We start from the raw sequence: 1,614 nt of genomic DNA, 5'->3' as shown, positions 1-1,614 counted from the left end.
CTTTGGCCTGGACCTGCAGCTGGCACCCACCCAGCCTGTGATGCTGCAGGGCGAGGCGGGGCATTCGCGCAAGGGCCCGCTGCCTGGCGAGGCCAGCCACTACTACAGCCTGCCGCAACTGGTGGTGCAGGGCGAGCTGCGCGTGGGGACGGGGCTGCATCCGGTGCAGGGCAGGGCCTGGATGGACCATGAATGGAGCAACGCCTACCTCGCGCCCGAGGCGGTCGGCTGGGACTGGGTGGGCTTCAACCTGGACGACGGCAGTGCGCTGATGCTGTTTCGCATGCGAGCGCGAGACGAGCAGGCCGCGCCGGTATGGGCCGGCGGCAGCTGGCGCGACCCGCAAGGCGGCCTGCGCACTTTCCAGCCCGGCGAATTGCGCTTCGAGCCCGGCCGCCGCTGGCGCAGCCCGGACTCCGGGGCCAGCTACCCGGTGCAATGGACGCTGCACACGCCCGTCGGCCGTTTCCAGGTCGAGGCCTTGCTGGACGCGCAGGAACTGGACAGCCGTGCCAGCACCGGCACCGTCTACTGGGAGGGGCTGTCCGTGCTGCGCGACGAGCAGGGCCGCCGGCTGGGCCTGGGTTACCTGGAGATGACGGGCCGTGCCGGCCGGCTGGCACTGTGAGCGTCAGGCCTTGGCGGCAGGCAGGTCGCTGCGGCGTTCGATGATGCGCGAGACCAGGCCATAGGTCTGCGCCTCATCGGCCGACATCCAGCGGTCGCGCTCGATGTCGAGCATCACCGTGTCCAGCGGCTGGCCGGTTTCGCGGGCGATCATGCGGGCGATGCGCTCGCGGGCCCGCACGATTTCCTTGGCCTGGATCGCGATGTCAGTCGCCTGGCCGCCGGCGCCGCCGCTGGGCTGGTGGATCAGGAAGCGCGTCTGCGGCAGGCAGAAGCGGCGCTCGCGCGGCACGGCCAGGTACAGGTGCGTGGCCGCGCTGCCCACCCAGCCGGTGCCGATCATGTTCACCGGCGCCGAGATGAAACGCACGATGTCGTGGATTGCATCACCCGACTCCAGGTGGCCGCCGGGCGACGAGACCAGCATGTCGATGGGCGCGTTGGATTCCGCGTCCAGCGCGATCAAACGCCGCACCGTGTCGGCCGCGCTGCTGTCGTTGATCTGGCCGAAGACCAGCACGGTGCGCGAGCGAAAGGCCTTTTCCTCCATGAAGGTGCTGCGTGGGTCGCCGGCCGCCGAGGCGGGCGTGGCGTTAGGATCGCTTTCCATGTGTTCCATCTGAACTCCTGTGTCGGACATGTCGGTGAAACGGATCAGCCGTCCGCCATGTGACACCCATGCCATGCAAAGCCTGTTGCCGCCCCATCCGCTGGCCTGCGATCCCGCGCTGCGCCGCCGCCTGACCTCGCTGGCCCGGCTCTGGCTGGGCAACCATGCGGATGCGGAGGACGTGGTGCAGGACGCCTACCTGCGCTCGCCGGTGCTGCCGCAGGGCGCGCAGGCCCAGCAGGCCTGGCTGTTGACGGTGGTGCGCAACCTGTGCACCGACCTGCAGCGCCATCACGGCATGGTGCGGCGCAAGCACGCAGAGGCGGGTCCCGCGTTGGCCGTGGCCGAGTCCGCTGAAGCCGAGGCATTGCTGGCGG

At 70.1% G+C, this 1,614-nt stretch carries 3 protein-coding genes; 2 read left to right on the top strand and 1 reads right to left on the bottom strand.

Annotated features, from left to right (window positions below; all coding sequences use genetic code 11):
• Positions 1 to 628, top strand: a 628-nt coding sequence (locus FKP22_RS29725) for a lipocalin-like domain-containing protein (RefSeq protein WP_141291827.1), incomplete at its 5' end; no start/stop codon positions are given.
• Between the two features lie 3 nt (positions 629 to 631).
• On the opposite strand, the gene FKP22_RS29720 is transcribed toward FKP22_RS29725, so the two are convergent.
• Positions 632 to 1,237 carry an ATP-dependent Clp protease proteolytic subunit gene (locus FKP22_RS29720; protein WP_141291829.1) on the bottom strand — a complete coding sequence of 202 codons (606 nt, stop codon included), beginning with the start codon at positions 1,235 to 1,237 and terminating at the stop codon, positions 632 to 634.
• Between the two features lie 73 nt (positions 1,238 to 1,310).
• On the opposite strand from FKP22_RS29720, the gene FKP22_RS29715 reads away from it, so the two are divergent.
• The coding region (locus FKP22_RS29715) for a sigma factor (protein ID WP_310733395.1) at positions 1,311 to 1,614 on the top strand (304 nt) is incomplete at its 3' end.

The sequence above is a fragment of the Ideonella azotifigens genome (assembly GCF_006519715.1).
Classification (GTDB): domain Bacteria; phylum Pseudomonadota; class Gammaproteobacteria; order Burkholderiales; family Burkholderiaceae_C; genus Ideonella; species Ideonella azotifigens.
Note: the sequence above shows the minus strand (reverse complement) of the source record. Positions and strands in the feature narration are given on the sequence as shown.